The organism is Pseudomonas migulae (genome assembly GCF_024169315.1).
Taxonomy (GTDB): domain Bacteria; phylum Pseudomonadota; class Gammaproteobacteria; order Pseudomonadales; family Pseudomonadaceae; genus Aquipseudomonas; species Aquipseudomonas migulae_B.
In genome coordinates, this window is the sequence record NZ_JALJWR010000001.1 from 2,706,923 (window position 1) to 2,721,459 (window position 14,537).

General features: G+C 60.6%; 10 protein-coding genes. 1 reads left to right on the top strand and 9 read right to left on the bottom strand.

What is annotated here, in order from left to right:
• Nucleotides 1–4: 4 nt before the first annotated feature.
• Nucleotides 5–3,901 carry a phosphoribosylformylglycinamidine synthase gene (purL, locus tag J2Y86_RS12375; protein ID WP_253431536.1) on the bottom strand — a complete coding sequence of 1,299 codons (3,897 nt, stop codon included), beginning with the start codon at nucleotides 3,899–3,901 and terminating at the stop codon, nucleotides 5–7.
• A 274-nt stretch (nucleotides 3,902–4,175) separates the two neighbouring features.
• On the opposite strand from purL, the gene mltF reads away from it, so the two are divergent.
• Nucleotides 4,176–5,636, top strand: coding sequence for a membrane-bound lytic murein transglycosylase MltF (gene mltF, locus J2Y86_RS12380; protein ID WP_253431540.1), 1,461 nt, complete (start codon nucleotides 4,176–4,178; stop codon nucleotides 5,634–5,636).
• 129 nt (nucleotides 5,637–5,765) lie between these two features.
• On the opposite strand, the gene pdxJ is transcribed toward mltF, so the two are convergent.
• The 8 genes from pdxJ to lptF form a co-directional block, all read right to left on the bottom strand.
• Nucleotides 5,766–6,512, bottom strand: a complete 747-nt coding sequence (gene pdxJ, locus J2Y86_RS12385; protein ID WP_008004962.1) for a pyridoxine 5'-phosphate synthase — start codon at nucleotides 6,510–6,512, stop codon at nucleotides 5,766–5,768.
• Between the two features lie 207 nt (nucleotides 6,513–6,719).
• Nucleotides 6,720–7,406: a DNA repair protein RecO gene (gene recO, locus J2Y86_RS12390; RefSeq protein WP_253431543.1), complete on the bottom strand. Its 687-nt coding sequence runs from the start codon at nucleotides 7,404–7,406 to the stop codon at nucleotides 6,720–6,722.
• A 169-nt stretch (nucleotides 7,407–7,575) separates the two neighbouring features.
• Entirely contained in the window at nucleotides 7,576–8,478 is a 903-nt protein-coding gene (gene era, locus J2Y86_RS12395; protein WP_017340628.1) for a GTPase Era, read from the bottom strand.
• Nucleotides 8,471–9,160, bottom strand: a complete 690-nt coding sequence (gene rnc, locus J2Y86_RS12400; RefSeq protein ID WP_017340629.1) for a ribonuclease III — start codon at nucleotides 9,158–9,160, stop codon at nucleotides 8,471–8,473. The genes era and rnc overlap by 8 nt, the downstream gene beginning before the upstream one ends.
• A gap of 184 nt (nucleotides 9,161–9,344) precedes the next feature.
• Nucleotides 9,345–10,199 carry a signal peptidase I gene (gene lepB, locus J2Y86_RS12405; RefSeq protein WP_253431546.1) on the bottom strand — a complete coding sequence of 285 codons (855 nt, stop codon included), beginning with the start codon at nucleotides 10,197–10,199 and terminating at the stop codon, nucleotides 9,345–9,347.
• Between the two features lie 5 nt (nucleotides 10,200–10,204).
• The gene (lepA, locus tag J2Y86_RS12410; protein ID WP_253431566.1) at nucleotides 10,205–12,004 is read right to left on the bottom strand and encodes a translation elongation factor 4; all 1,800 of its coding nucleotides are present in this window, start codon (nucleotides 12,002–12,004) and stop codon (nucleotides 10,205–10,207) included.
• 172 nt (nucleotides 12,005–12,176) lie between these two features.
• A complete protein-coding gene (lptG, locus tag J2Y86_RS12415) occupies nucleotides 12,177–13,238 on the bottom strand; it encodes an LPS export ABC transporter permease LptG (protein WP_253431569.1) in 1,062 nt (353 codons plus the stop codon).
• Nucleotides 13,231–14,349, bottom strand: coding sequence for an LPS export ABC transporter permease LptF (gene lptF, locus J2Y86_RS12420; protein ID WP_253431573.1), 1,119 nt, complete (start codon nucleotides 14,347–14,349; stop codon nucleotides 13,231–13,233). The genes lptG and lptF overlap by 8 nt, the downstream gene beginning before the upstream one ends.
• Nucleotides 14,350–14,537 lie beyond the last annotated feature (188 nt).

The window sequence follows — 14,537 nt, forward strand, 5'->3', positions numbered from 1 at the left end:
GCGCTTAGTTAACCCACACGCGAGCATTACGGAACATACGCATCCACGGTGCGTCTTCGTTCCAGTCTTCCGAACGCCACGAGTTCTGCACGGCGCGGAACACACGTTCCGGGTGCGGCATCATGATCGTTACGCGACCGTCGCGGCTGGTCAAACCGGTGATGCCGCGCGGCGAACCGTTCGGGTTGGCCGGGTAGGTCTCGGTGACCTTGCCGTGGTTGTCGACAAAACGCATCGCCACGCAACCCGACAGATCGGCTTCCAGCAACGCTTCTTCGCTTTCGAACTCGGCATGACCTTCACCGTGTGCGATGGCGATCGGCATGCGCGAACCGGCCATGCCCTGCAGGAAGATCGAGTTCGATTCCTGGACCTGAACCATCGCCACGCGAGCTTCGAACTGCTCGGAACGGTTACGCACGAAGTGCGGCCAGAACTCGCTGCCCGGGATCAGCTCGTGCAGGTTGGACATCATCTGGCAACCGTTGCACACGCCGAGGGTGAAGCTGTCGTTGCGTTCGAAGAAGCCCTGGAAGGCATCGCGAGCACGGCTGTTGAACAGCGCGGACTTGGCCCAGCCTTCGCCGGCACCCAGTACGTCGCCGTAGGAGAAACCGCCGCAAGCAACCATGCCCTTGAAGTCGTTCAGGTCGACACGGCCGGCCAGAATGTCGCTCATGTGCACGTCGATCGCGTTGAAACCGGCGCGGTCGAACGCGGCCGCCATTTCCACCTGACCGTTGACGCCCTGCTCACGCAGCACGGCAACCTGTGGGCGGATGCCTTTCTTGATGTAAGGCGCGGCGACGTCCTGGTTGACGTCGTAGCTCAGCTTGACGCTCAGGCCCGGGTTGTCTTCTTCCAGCAGCACGTCGAACTCTTGTTCGGCGCAGTCGGCGTTATCGCGCAGACGCTGGATCTGGTAGCTGGTTTCAGCCCACTGACGTTGCAGCAGACGACGCTGACCTTCGAACACGGTTTCGCCGTTGAAGGTGATGCCGATTTCGCCGTTGTTCATCGGCTGACCGATCACCGACACGCAGTCGCCCAGGCCAGCAGCGCTGAATTGCGCGAGGATGTCCGGGGTGGCGTCCTGACGAACCTGGATCACCGCGCCCAGTTCTTCGTTGAACAGGATCGCGGCGATGTCGGCGGAGGTTTCTGCCAGGCCGTCGAGGTTCAGGCTCAGACCGCAGTGGCCGGCGAAAGCCATTTCCACAACGCTGGTCAGCAGGCCACCGTCGGAACGGTCGTGGTACGCCAGCAGGTGACCGTCGGCGTTGAGGCCCTGGATCACCGCGAAGAAGGCCTTGAGGTCTTCGGCATCATCGACGTCCGGCGCCTGCGAGCCGAGCTTGCCGTGAACCTGGGCCAGGATCGAGGCGCCCATGCGGTTCTGACCGCGACCGAGGTCGATCAGGATCAGGTCGGTGGTGCCCTTGTCCATGCGCAGTTGCGGGGTCATGGTCTGACGGATGTCAGCCACTGGCGCGAAACCGGTCACGATCAGGGACATCGGCGAGGTGACAGTCTTGTCTTCGCCGTTGTCGTTCCAGCGTGTGGCCATGGACATGGAGTCCTTGCCCACCGGAATGGTGATACCCAGATCAGGGCACAGTTCCATGCCGACCGCTTTCACGGTGTCGTACAGACGCGCGTCTTCACCCGGGTGACCGGCGGCGGACATCCAGTTCGCCGACAACTTGATGTCGGAGATCTTGTTGATGCGCGAAGCCGCGATGTTGGTCAGGGTTTCGCCGATGGCCATGCGGCCCGACGCCGGAGCGTCCAGCAGTGCCAGCGGAGTACGCTCGCCCATGGCCATGGCTTCACCGGTGTAGACATCGAAGCTGGTGGCGGTGACGGCAACGTCGGCCACCGGAACCTGCCACGGGCCGACCATCTGGTCACGGGCCACGAGGCCGGTGATGGTGCGGTCGCCGATGGTGATCAGGAAGCTTTTGCTGGCCACGGCCGGGTGATGCAGAACCCGTTCGACGCAGTCTGCAATTTCCAGCGTGCTTGGATCGAAATCGTCGCCCAGCTCGTTTTCACGAACGGCCGAACGGTGCATGCGCGGGGCTTTGCCCAGCAGCACTTCCAGCGGCATGTCCACCGGGCTGTTGCCGAAGTGACTGTCGGTGACCGTCAGTTGCGGCTCGGCAGTGGCTTCGCCGACGACGGCAAACGGGCAGCGCTCGCGTTCGCAGATCGCCTGGAAGCGTTCGAAGTCTTCCGGGCCGACCGCCAGAACGTAGCGTTCCTGGGATTCGTTACTCCAGATTTCGTGCGGGGCCATGCCCGGCTCGTCGTTTGGAATGTTGCGCAGTTCGAAGCGACCGCCACGGTTGCCGTCGTTCACCAGTTCCGGGAACGCGTTGGACAGACCGCCCGCGCCGACGTCGTGGATGAAGCTGATCGGGTTCTTGTCACCCAGCTGCCAGCAACGGTCGATGACTTCCTGGCAGCGACGTTCCATCTCAGGGTTTTCGCGCTGTACGGATGCGAAGTCCAGGTCAGCCGAGCTGGTGCCGGTGGCCATGGAGGAAGCCGCGCCGCCGCCCAGGCCGATCAACATCGCCGGGCCGCCGAGCACGATCAGCTTGGAGCCGACGGTGATCTCGCCTTTCTGTACGTGTTCGGCACGGATGTTACCCATGCCGCCGGCCAGCATGATCGGCTTGTGGTAGCCACGAACTTCGTCGCCACGCGGGGTGGTGATCGACTGTTCGAAGGTACGGAAGTAACCGGTCAGGGCTGGACGACCGAATTCGTTGTTGAACGCGGCGCCACCCAGTGGGCCTTCGATCATGATGTCCAGCGCAGTGACGATGCGCTCAGGCTTGCCGTACGGCACTTCCCACGGCTGTTCGAAGCCAGGGATCTGCAGGTTCGAAACGGTGAAACCGGTCAGGCCGGCCTTTGGCTTGGCGCCACGACCGGTAGCGCCTTCATCGCGAATCTCGCCGCCACTGCCGGTGGATGCGCCCGGGAACGGGGCAATCGCGGTCGGGTGGTTGTGGGTCTCGACTTTCATCAGGATGTGCACCGGTTCCTGCACCGCGCCGTACTGGCGGGTTTCAGGGTCCGGGAAGAAGCGACCGGCAACGTTACCGACGATCACCGAAGCGTTGTCCTTGTAAGCGGACAGAACGCCTTCGCTGTGCATCTGGTAAGTGTTCTTGATCATGCCGAACAGGCTTTTTTCCTGGCTCTGACCGTCGATGTCCCAACTGGCGTTGAAGATCTTGTGACGGCAGTGCTCGGAGTTCGCCTGGGCGAACATCATCAGTTCGATGTCGTGCGGATTGCGCTTCAAACCAACGAAGGCGTTGACCAGGTAGTCGATCTCGTCTTCGGCCAGGGCCAGGCCCAGCTCGGTGTTGGCTTTTTCCAGCGCGGCACGGCCGCCACCCAGCACGTCGATCGCGGTCAGCGGCTTCGGCTCGGCATGGCTGAACAGGCCGGCGGCTTGTTCAAGGTTGCCGAGGACGATCTGCGTCATGCGGTCGTGCAGTACGTCAGAGACCAGCTGCGCCTCGGCGTCGCTGAGCTGACCGGTCACGTAGAACGCGATGCCGCGCTCCAGGCGCTGGATCTTGCTCAGGCCGCAATTGCGAGCGATGTCACTGGCTTTGCTGGACCACGGCGAGATGGTGCCGAAACGCGGCAACACCAGGAACAGGCGACCGGTCGGCTCTTGTACCGGAACGCTTGGACCGTACTTCAGAAGGCGCGCGAGCACCTGCTGTTCGTCGCCGGTCAGGACGCCGGTAACTTCGGCGAAGTGAGCGAATTCAGCATACAAGCCACTGACAGCCGGAACCTTCTGGCTCAGTTGCTCAAGGAGTTTGCTGTGGCGAAAGGCAGAAAGGGCAGGAGCGCCGCGCAGGATCAACATCTTCGGGACAGCCTCGGGAAGGGGTGTGCTTTGAGGCCGTGCATTCTAGCCTAAACCGCCCGCGACAGCACCCGAAACGGTACGGGTGGCGTCACCCGGACGTCGGGCCGGGTATTCGGGCCTGCAACAACGGTCCGTCAGGTGTTATTTTTTGTGTCACAAAATGCGGTCAGAGCCCATTCCTGCGGGCTCCAGAGCGGTTTTTCGCTCTCTAGCAGACAAGGCCTTCGCTGTCGAGATATGGCGCTCGTGGTCCTTTGCGTATACTGCGCAGATGTTTTCCCCAACGGCTTTTCGTCCGCGGTACGCCAAATGGCTGATCGCAACCGGACTCTTCCTGGTGCTCAGTGGCTGTGTTGATAAACCCAACACGCTGGAGCGCGTAAAGGAGGATGGCGTGCTGCGGGTGGTTACCCGAAACAGCCCCGCCACCTACTTTCAGGATCGCAACGGTGAAACCGGCTTCGAATACGAGCTGGTGAAGCGCTTCGCCGACGATCTGGGGGTCGAGCTCAAGATCGAAACCGCCGATAACCTCGACGACCTGTTCAACCAGGTGGGCAAGCCCAACGGCCCGGTCATCGCGGCGGCCGGCCTGGTCAGCAGCGAAGCGCGCAAGAAGCAGGTGCGGTTTTCCCACCCTTACCTGGAAGTCACCCCGCAGATCATCTATCGCAACGGCCAGTCGCGGCCGACCGATGCGAAAGATCTGGTCGGCAAGAAGATCATGGTGCTCAAGGGCAGCACCCACGCCGCACAACTGGCGGAGCTGAAACAGAAATTTCCCGGCATTGAATACGAAGAGTCCGACGCGGTCGAAGTCGTCGACCTGCTGCGCATGGTGGATGAAGGCCAGATCGATCTGACCCTGGTCGACTCCAATGAAGTGGCGATGAACCAGGTCTACTTCACCAACATCCGGGTCGCCTTTGACCTCGGTGACGCCAGCAACCAGAGCTGGGCCGTGGCGGCCGGCGAAGACAACAGCCTGCTCAACGAGATCAACGACTACCTCGACAAGGTAAAGAAGAACGGCACCCTGCAACGCCTGAAAGACCGTTACTACGGCCACGTCGATGTACTCGGCTACATGGGCGCCACCACCTTCGCCCAGCACTTGCAGCAACGGCTGCCCAAATACGAGCAGCACTTCAAGACCTACGCCAAGAAAGAGAAAGTCGACTGGCGCCTGCTGGCGGCGGTCGGTTATCAGGAATCGCTGTGGCAAGCCGCCGTTACCTCGAAGACCGGCGTGCGCGGCTTGATGATGCTGACCCAGAACACCGCGCAGGCCATGGGCGTGTCCAATCGACTGGACCCCAAGCAAAGCATCATGGGCGGCGCGAAGTACCTGGCTTATATGAAGGACCAGCTGGACGAATCGATTCAGGAACCGGACCGGACCTGGTTCGCACTGGCGGCCTACAACGTCGGCAGCGGTCACCTGGATGACGCGCGCAAACTGGCGGCCAAGGAAGGGCTGAACCCGGACAAGTGGCTGGACGTGAAGAAGATCCTGCCGCGCCTGTCCGAGAAGAAGTGGTACAGCAAGACGCGCTACGGCTACGCCCGGGGCGGTGAGCCGGTGCATTTCGTGGCGAACATCCGTCGCTACTACGACATCCTGACGTGGGTGACGCAGCCGCAGCTGGAAGGCAATCAGGTCGCCGAAGGCAATCTGCATGTGCCGGGGGTCGACAAGTCCAAGCCGAGTCAGGAAACCCCGCAGCTTTAAATTTTCGCTGTCTTCAAAGACGCCTTCGCGGGCAAGCCTCGCTCCTACAGGTCCGTGTTGTGCCGCAATATTGCGTACGACACCGGCCCTGTAGGAGCGAGGCTTGCCCGCGAAGGATGCGCCTCGGTCTTAGCCCTTCAACGCTGCAGCCAGAATCAGCGCCTTCATTTCCGACACCGCCGACTTGAACCCGACAAACAACGCATGCGCCACCAGCGCGTGGCCGATGTTCAGTTCATTGATACCCTTGATCGCAGCGACCGCCTCTACGTTGTGATAGTGCAAACCGTGGCCCGCATTGACGATCAACCCCTGGGCCAGACCAAACGCCACACCATCGGCAACACGCTTGAGCTCTTCAGCCACTTCCGTCGGCGTCTCGGCGTCCGCGTAACGACCGGTGTGCAGCTCGATGGCCGGCGCGCCAACACGACGGGAAGCTTCGATCTGCCGCTCGTCAGCATCGATGAACAGCGACACTTCGCAACCGATCTTCGCCAGGCGATCCACCGCGGCCTTGATCCGTGCTTCCTGCCCCGCCACGTCCAGACCGCCTTCGGTGGTCAGTTCCTGACGGGTTTCCGGGACCAGGCAAATGTGCGCCGGACGGATGCGTTCGGCGAACGCCATCATTTCTTCGGTGACGCCCATTTCGAAGTTCATGCGGGTTTGCAGCACATCCTTGAGCAGTAGCACATCGCGCTCCTGGATGTGCCGGCGGTCTTCGCGCAAATGCACAGTGATGCCATCAGCGCCCGCCTCTTCCGCGTCCAGTGCTGCCTTGACCGGATCGGGATAGCGAGTGCCCCGGGCCTGACGCAGGGTGGCAACGTGGTCGATGTTCACGCCAAGAAGAATGCGATTGCTGGTGGTCACGGAAGCGCTCCAGAAGAAGAGAAAGTTCGGTGCACAGCATACACGGGGAGATAGGGTCTGTTGACGCTTGGTGACGGCCGCGTTGCGGGCCAACGTGCGCGAGGCTGCGTTGCGGGATTTGCTAAGGGGACACCATTAGCGGCATCCCGCGCCTTGCGTCGCACACGTTGACCCACAACGCGGCTCGCCACCAAGCATCAACAGACCCTACGGCTTTCGAAACAACTCTCTGGAAACCAGCGGACGACCGCCCAAGTGAACGGCCAATGCCTGGCGCATCAAACGTTTGGCAGCGGACAATGCGCCGGGGGCCGACCAATCGGCATCGGCCATGGCCAACAGTTCGGTACCGTTGAACAGACCGGGTTGCAGCAGGTAGACCCGTTCGAGCCCTGCATCCACCTGCAAGCGGTAGAGGCCGTCCGGCGCGACAGGATCATCATGGATGTCGGTGGTCAGGGCGAAGCCGTAACCAAGATCATCGAGCAGACGCCATTCAAAAGAGCGCAACAACGGCTCCAGCGGACGCCCTTCGGCCAGCGCAAGCAACGTCGCAGCGTAGTGATCGAAGACAGCGGGATGCGGGTCTTCGGAGGGCAACAGCCGGATCAGCAGTTCATTGAGATAGAGACCGCTGAACAGCGCCTCGCCGTTGAGCCAGGTAGAAACACCGGCGCTTTCCATGCGCCCGACATTCTTCAGCTCGCCCCGTCCACGGAACTCGACTTCCAACGGCACGAAGGGCCGCGCCAGCGTTCCGGCCTTGCCCCGCGCACTGCGCAACACCGCCCGCAGCCGACCTTGCGGCGTGAGGAAATCCACCAATGCGCTGTTTTCGCGGTAGGCGCGGGAGTGGAGGACGTAGGCGGGTTGGCCGATGGGGGGTTGAGACATGGAAGTCAGGGTTCTCAATGACGGAGCGCAGTTTTAAAAACAACCCAAAACCAATGTGGGAGCGGGCTTGCTCGCGAAAGCGGTGTAACAGTCAACATCAATGCTGAATGTTACATCCTCTTCGCGAGCAAGCCCGCTCCCACAGTAGATCTATATGCTGCCAAACGATTTACAGGTCGCCATAACCCAGCGAACGCAACGCGCGCTCGTCATCGGACCAACCGCCTTTCACTTTCACCCAGAGGTTGAGCATGATCTTGGAGTCGAACAGCAACTCCATGTCCTTGCGCGCCTCGGTACCGATGCGCTTGATGCGCTCGCCCTTGTCGCCAATGATGATTTTCTTCTGGCCATCGCGCTCGACGAGGATCAAGGCGTGAATGTGCAAGGTTTTACCCTGCTGCTTGAACTCTTCGATTTCCACGGTGATCTGGTACGGCAACTCCGCGCCCATCTGACGCATGATTTTCTCACGTACCAGTTCAGCGGCGAGGAAGCGGCTGCTACGGTCGGTGATCTGGTCTTCCGGGAAGAAATGATCGTTTTCCGGCAGGTGCTCGGCGATCACCCGCTCCAGCGTCTCGAGGTTGTGCCCGTGCTGCGCCGAGATCGGCATGATCTGCGCGTTCGGCAGCTGTTCCTGCAACCAGGTCAGGTGCGGCATCAGCTCGGATTTGTCTTCGATGCGGTCGGTCTTGTTCAGCGCCACGATCAACGGGCCGGTCACGTACTGGACGCGCTCGAGCACCATCTGGTCTTCGTCGGTCCACTTGGTGCGGTCAACCACGAAGATCACCACGTCGACGTCTTTCAACGCCGCCGAAGCAGTCTTGTTCATGTAGCGGTTCAAGGCCTTTTCGCCGCCCTTGTGCATGCCCGGGGTGTCGACGTAGATCGCCTGCACGGCGCCTTCGGTCTTGATGCCCAGCATGTTGTGACGAGTGGTCTGCGGCTTGCGCGAGGTGATCGCCAGCTTCTGGCCGAGGATGTGGTTCAGCAGCGTGGACTTGCCCACGTTGGGACGGCCGACGATGGCAACATAGCCACAGCGTGTTGCGGTTGAATCAGTCATTGCCATTCTCCACACCCAGGGCAATCAGTGCTGCGGCGGCCGCTACCTGTTCGGCAATACGACGACTCACACCCTGACCTCGGCTTTTTTCATTCAGTAAGGTGATTTCACATTCGACGAAGAACGTCCGGCAATGTGGCTCACCCTGGATATCCACCACTTCGTAACGCGGCAGCTCACAACCACGCGATTGCAGGAATTCCTGCAAGCGGGTTTTTGGATCTTTGTTGGTGTCGACCAGCGTCAGGCCTTCGAACTCTCCGGCCAGCCAGGCCAGCACGCGCTCGCGAGCCACGTCCATGCCGGCGTCCAGGTAGATCGCGCCAATCAGCGCTTCCAGGGCATCGGCCAGAATCGATTCGCGACGGAAGCCGCCGCTTTTCAATTCGCCGGAACCCAGTCGCAGGTATTCGCCCAGATCGAAACCGCGGGCCAGTACGGCCAGGGTCTCACCTTTCACCAACCGTGCGCGCAAACGCGACAACTGGCCTTCGCGGGCCAGCGGGAAGCGATCGAACAATGCCTCGCCAGCGACGAAGTTGAGGATGGCATCACCGAGGAATTCCAGGCGTTCGTTGTTGCGCCCGGCAAAGCTGCGGTGAGTCAGGGCCAGGACCATCAGTTCCTGGTCCTTGAAGGTGTAGCCGAGCTGACGCTCTAGACGGCTTAAGGAGACGCTCACGGTTTACCCACGCTGAGTTCGTGGCTGGATTCCACCGCCATCGCCGTGGTGCGGCGCAGGCTTGGGACAATTAACGCTGTGTTCAAAAATTACGTCCTGAATATCATTGTTTTCATGCGTCTGGCGCCGATTGTGCCGGTTCCAGAAATGCATTCGGCGCTGTGTTCAACAGCGCCGTGTGTGATTACTTGATCAGGCCAACCCGCGAGAAATTCGGCAGGTGACTGAGTTTGGGTTCCGGCCAGCTCATCCAGACTGCGAAGGCCTTGCCGACGATATTCTTGTCGGGAACCATGCCCAGCAGATCCTTGGGAATGTTCGGATCATCCCAGTAGCGACTGTCGTTCGAGTTGTCGCGGTTGTCGCCCATCATGAAGTAGTGCCCGGCAGGCACGGTCCACGTATGGTCCGGCGATGCGCGATAGCGGCTCATTTCCTTGCGGATCAGGTGCTCGGCAACGCCGAGTTTTTCCTTGTAGAGCTCTGCGCTGCCCAGCGTGCCCGGCTCGGAGCCGACCAGTTGTTCGGCGATCGACTCACCGTTGACGAACAGACGCTTGTCGGCGGTGTAGCGAATCTGGTCACCCGGCAGGCCCACTACACGCTTGATGTAGTTGACGTTCGGATCGCTCGGGTAGCGGAACACCATCACATCGCCGCGCTGCGGATCACCCACTTCGATGACTTTCCTGTCGATCACCGGCAAGCGGATCCCGTAGGAAAATTTGTTCACCAGAATGAAGTCGCCGACATCCAGGGTCGGTTTCATCGAGCCGGAAGGAATCTGGAACGGTTCCACCAGGAACGAACGCAGCACCAGCACGATGAACAACACCGGGAAGAACGACTTGCCGTACTCAACCAGCAACGGCTCTTTGTTCAGTTTTTCGACCACCATCCCGTCAGGCTGGCTGACGCTGCCCTGATAGGAGGCAATGGCGGCACGCCGACGCGGCGCCAGGAAAACCAGATCGAGCAACGCCAACAGGCCGCAGACGAACACGGCGATGACCAGCAACAGCGGGAAATTTAGTGACATAGGACCTAACTATCCAACCTGAGCACTGCAAGGAAGGCTTCTTGTGGAATTTCCACGTTGCCGACTTGCTTCATGCGTTTCTTACCGGCCTTTTGCTTTTCAAGCAGCTTCTTCTTACGGCTAACGTCACCGCCGTAGCATTTGGCCAATACGTTCTTTCTGAGTGCCTTGACGGTTGTTCGCGCCACAATCTGACCGCCAATGGCGGCCTGGATTGCCACGTCGAACATCTGCCGCGGAATCAGTTCTTTCATCTTCTCGGTCAACTGGCGACCTTTGTAGTGCGCATTGTCGCGGTGCACGATCAGCGCCAGGGCGTCGACCTTGTCACCGTTGATCAGCACATCCAGTTTCACCAGACTAGCCGATTGATAACGATCGAAATGGTAATCCAGCGAAGCATAGCCGCGGCTGGTGGATTTCAGTCGGTCGAAGAAGTCCAGGACCACTTCGTTCATCGGCAAATCGTAGGTCACCTGGACCTGAGTACCGAGGAACAGCATGTCGTGCTGCACGCCACGCTTCTCGATGCACAGGGTAATGACGTTGCCCAGGTGCTCTTGCGGCACAAGGATATTGGCCCGCACGATCGGTTCACGCATGTCTTCGATCGAGGACAGGTCTGGAAGCTTCGACGGGTTATCGACGTAAATCGTTTCACCGGTTTTCAGCAACAGCTCGAAAATTACCGTCGGCGCCGTGGTGATCAGGTCCAGGTCGTACTCGCGCTCCAGGCGCTCCTGGATGATTTCCATGTGCAGCATGCCGAGGAACCCGCAACGGAAGCCGAAGCCCAGGGCATCGGAGCTTTCCGGGGTGTACTGCAGGGACGAGTCGTTGAGCGTGAGCTTTTGCAGGGCTTCGCGGAAATCTTCGAAGTCGTCGGAGCTGACCGGGAACAGACCAGCGTAGACCTGCGGCTGAATGCGTTTGAAGCCGGGCAGCACGTCAACGTCCGGCGTGGAGCTCAAGGTCAGGGTGTCACCGACCGGTGCACCGTGAATGTCCTTGATGCCGGCGATGATGAAGCCCACTTCACCGGCCTTCAGGTCAACGGTGGCGGTGTGTTTCGGGTTGAACACACCGACGCTGTCCACCAGGTGGATCTTGCCGGTGGATTTGACCAGGATCTTGTCGCCCTTCTTCACACGACCGTGACGCACGCGTACCAGGGAAACAACGCCCAGGTAGTTGTCGAACCAGGAGTCGATGATCAACGCTTGCAGCGGATCTTCGTAGTTGCCGGTCGGCGCAGGAATGGTGTGAACCAGGCGTTCGAGTACTTCGTCGACGCCCAGGCCAGTCTTGGCCGAGCACTCGACCGCGTCGGTGGCATCGATGCCGATGATTTTTTCGATTTCTTCCTTCACGCGGTCCGGATCGGCCTGTGGCAGGTCGATCTTGTTCAGGACCGGCATGACTTCCAGGCCCTGCTCGATCGCGGTGTAGCAGTTGGCGACCGATTGCGCTTCAACGCCCTGACCGGCGTCGACCACCAGCAGTGCGCCTTCACAGGCCGCCAGCGACCGGCTGACTTCGTAGGTGAAGTCAACGTGGCCCGGGGTGTCAATGAAGTTCAGCTGGTACTTGATGCCGTCGCGAGCGGTGTAATACAGGGTGACGCTGTGGGCCTTGATGGTGATCCCGCGTTCACGTTCCAGGTCCATGGAGTCCAGCACCTGGGCTTCCATTTCGCGCTCGGCAAGGCCGCCGCACATCTGGATGAAGCGATCGGCCAGCGTCGACTTGCCATGGTCAATGTGGGCGATGATGGAGAAATTGCGGATATGACTCAAATCACTCACGGATCAACACTCAAAAAGGCTGCAGGCATAGCCCGCCGAAAAATAGCCGGGAATTGTACCTGATCCACGGCGCAAGCGTCACGTTCGCAGGTCAGACGGCACCTACAAAAAACGCCCCGGTCTTGCGACAGGGGCGTTTTTTATGGGTATCGAGGGCGGAAAACAGCCGTTATCAACCGGCCCGGCGCAGCAACCAGACCCCGGCCAGGGCGCACACACCCGCCGGCACCAGCACCGCAAACAGCGGCGAGAAGCCGAACACCAGGCTCGAAGGCCCCAGCAGATCCTGGACGATGCGGAAGGTGAAGCCCACCAGCACGCCGGTGAATACCCGCTGACCGAGGGTCACCGAACGCAGCGGACCGAAAATGAAGGAGATCGCCATCAGCACCAGGGCGGCAGTGACCAGCGGTTGCAACACCTTGACCCAAAATGCCAGCCAGTACCGGCCATTGTTCAGCCCCTGATCCGCCAGATAGTGGATGTAACCCCACAAACCGGTGATCGACAGCGAATCGGGCGACATCACCACGGTGCTCAGCAGCTGCGGGCTCAGTGCCACGTTCCAGCGCTCGACCGGTGTAGTCACCACTTCGGTGCTCTTGTCATGGAACAGCGTGGTCGTGACATCGCTCAACTGCCAGTGATCCTTGTCGAACTCTGCACGCTTGGCGAAGCTCGAGGACAGCATGTGGCGCTGATCGTCGAAGCGATAACGGGTCACGCCGTACAGCAGACCGTTAGGCTGCACCGAGTTGACGTGGATGAACTCGTCACCCTGACGGTGCCACAGGCCATGCTTGGCGCTTTGCGCATCGCCACTGCCCTGAGCCAGCGAGCGATTGGCCTGCGCCGTGCTTTCGGTTGCCGGTGCGATGTACTCGCCGATCAACAGACCGACCAGCATCAGGATCAGCATCGGTTTCATCACCGCCCAGACGATCCGCCCGACCGACACGCCCGCGGCGCGCATGATGGTCAGTTCGCTGTGGCTGGCCAGACTGCCGAGGCCGATCAGGCAGCCGATCAGCGCCGCCATCGGCAACATGTCATAGAGACGGCGCGGGGCCGTCAGCAGGACATAGCTCAACACATCGACCAGGGTGTAGGTGTCGCTGACATCACCCATCTCGTCGATGAAGGCAAACAGTGTCGCCAGGCCGAGAATGATCCCCAGTACCGCCAGGATCGCGACGAAGACGCTGCTGCCGATGTAGCGATCGAGCTTAACCACGGGCCACCTCCAGCGCGGCGCGGCGACTTGCCCGCTTCAACTGCAAGGGTTCCCAATAGAGCAGGCCCAGGCCGATGGCCAGGAAAATCCCGTGAACCCACCACAGGCCCAGCGCGGGCGGGATCTTGCCTTTTTCGAGGGCGCCGCGAGCGGCAATCAGGATGCTCAGGTAAGCCATATAAAGAAGAATCGCCGGCAGCAGCTTGAGGAAACGGCCCTGGCGCGGATTGACCCGCGACAGCGGCACCGCCATCAAGGTCACGATGAAGACCAGCAACGGCAACGACAGGCGCCATTGCAGTTCGGTGCGGGAACGCAGGTCGTCGCTGCCGAACAGGGAGCTGGTGGGCATTGCATCACGGTCGGTGACTTCGTCGCTCACGTCCGGTTTAGGCAGCAATACGCCGTACTCTTCGTACTTGATCGCACGGTAGTTGGCCTGCCCCGGGTTACCGTCGTAGCGATAGCCATTGTCGAGAATCAGGTAACGGTTACCGTCGGGGCGGATTTCCTGACGACCCTTTTCGGCGACCAGCACGGAAATCCCGCGGTCCTTCTTCTCGGACGAGACATTCTTTTGCGAAATGAACACGCCGCCCAGGTGGATGCGGTCATCCGACAGCGTTTCGGTGTAGGTCACCCGGGTTCCGTCACGCAACGCCTGGAAGCGACCCGGTTCAAGGGTATCGAACTCGGTCAGGGCGTCCTGCTTGTTCAGCAGCAACTGGAACTGATTGGCACCCTGTGGCGCCAGGCTCAGGCTCAGCCAGGCCACCACCAGCGCAACCAGCGTGGCCGGGAACAGCGTCATGGTGAACAGGCGTTGCTGGCTCATGCCAGTGGCCGACAGCACGGTCATTTCGCTTTCGAGGTACAGGCGACCGTAGGCCAGCAGAATCCCGAGGAACAGGCCCAGCGGCAGGATCAGCTGCAGGAAGCCCGGCAGACGAAAGCCCATGATCAGGAACAGCGAGCCCGGGTCCAGAAGGCCGGCGGCCGCCTGGGCGAGGTATTTGATGAAGCGCCCGCTCATGATGATGACCAGCAGCACGGCGCTGACGGCGCTCAAGGTCAACAGGACTTCGCGGGACAGATAACGGAAGACAATCAAACCAGACACTCCAGGGTTGTCAGGCTAAGGCGGCCAAACAAGCAAACGTATCAGGCAGCCCGCAGGACAGAGCCGCCGAAAAAAGTTGGCGCATTATCCTGTGATTGGGTGCGCCTGTCACTGCGCACGCTCAAGCAGGCGGCTAAAGCGTAGAAGATCGTACAACCGAGGGTTGTCAGGCTCGGGGC

Excerpts from the sequence above, each read along its gene's own strand:
- purL (WP_253431536.1), bottom strand. The coding sequence starts at position 3,901 with ATGTTGATCCTGCGCGGCGCTCCTGCCCTTTCTGCCTTTCGCCACAGC.
- mltF (WP_253431540.1), top strand. The coding sequence starts at position 4,176 with ATGTTTTCCCCAACGGCTTTTCGTCCGCGGTACGCCAAATGGCTGATC.
- recO (WP_253431543.1), bottom strand. The coding sequence starts at position 7,406 with ATGTCTCAACCCCCCATCGGCCAACCCGCCTACGTCCTCCACTCCCGC.
- era (WP_017340628.1), bottom strand. The coding sequence starts at position 8,478 with ATGACTGATTCAACCGCAACACGCTGTGGCTATGTTGCCATCGTCGGC.
- lepB (WP_253431546.1), bottom strand. The coding sequence starts at position 10,199 with ATGTCACTAAATTTCCCGCTGTTGCTGGTCATCGCCGTGTTCGTCTGC.